This is a genomic window from Tritonibacter sp. SIMBA_163, from assembly GCF_046535935.1.
GTDB classification, from domain to species: domain Bacteria; phylum Pseudomonadota; class Alphaproteobacteria; order Rhodobacterales; family Rhodobacteraceae; genus Epibacterium; species Epibacterium scottomollicae.
On sequence record NZ_JAWJBP010000877.1, the window covers coordinates 1 to 254 of the forward strand.

At 64.2% G+C, this 254-nt stretch carries 1 pseudogene; it reads right to left on the bottom strand.

The window, feature by feature from the left end:
• Positions 1-233, bottom strand: a pseudogene (locus R0J92_RS24850) (MurR/RpiR family transcriptional regulator); the annotation flags it as partial.
• Positions 234-254 lie beyond the last annotated feature (21 nt).

The following is a 254-nucleotide window of genomic DNA, read 5'->3' on the forward strand; positions in this document are numbered from 1 at the left end:
AACTGCGCAAGCCGTTGCCCATAGTCCGCTCCAAAACTGGCGTACTGCGCCCGAAACATGGTCTGCCTGTCCGCATACCCGAAGACTCCGCCCCCCTGACCGGAGCGGATATAAACTGCCCGCGCCACACCAGACGCCCACGCCACGTCAGAGACCGTCGCCACAGCCCTGAGATGCACGTGATGCCGCGCACAGACCGCACATTGCCCTCCCCGCGTTGGCAATCTGCCCATGACATGCTCCAGCCGCGCCAT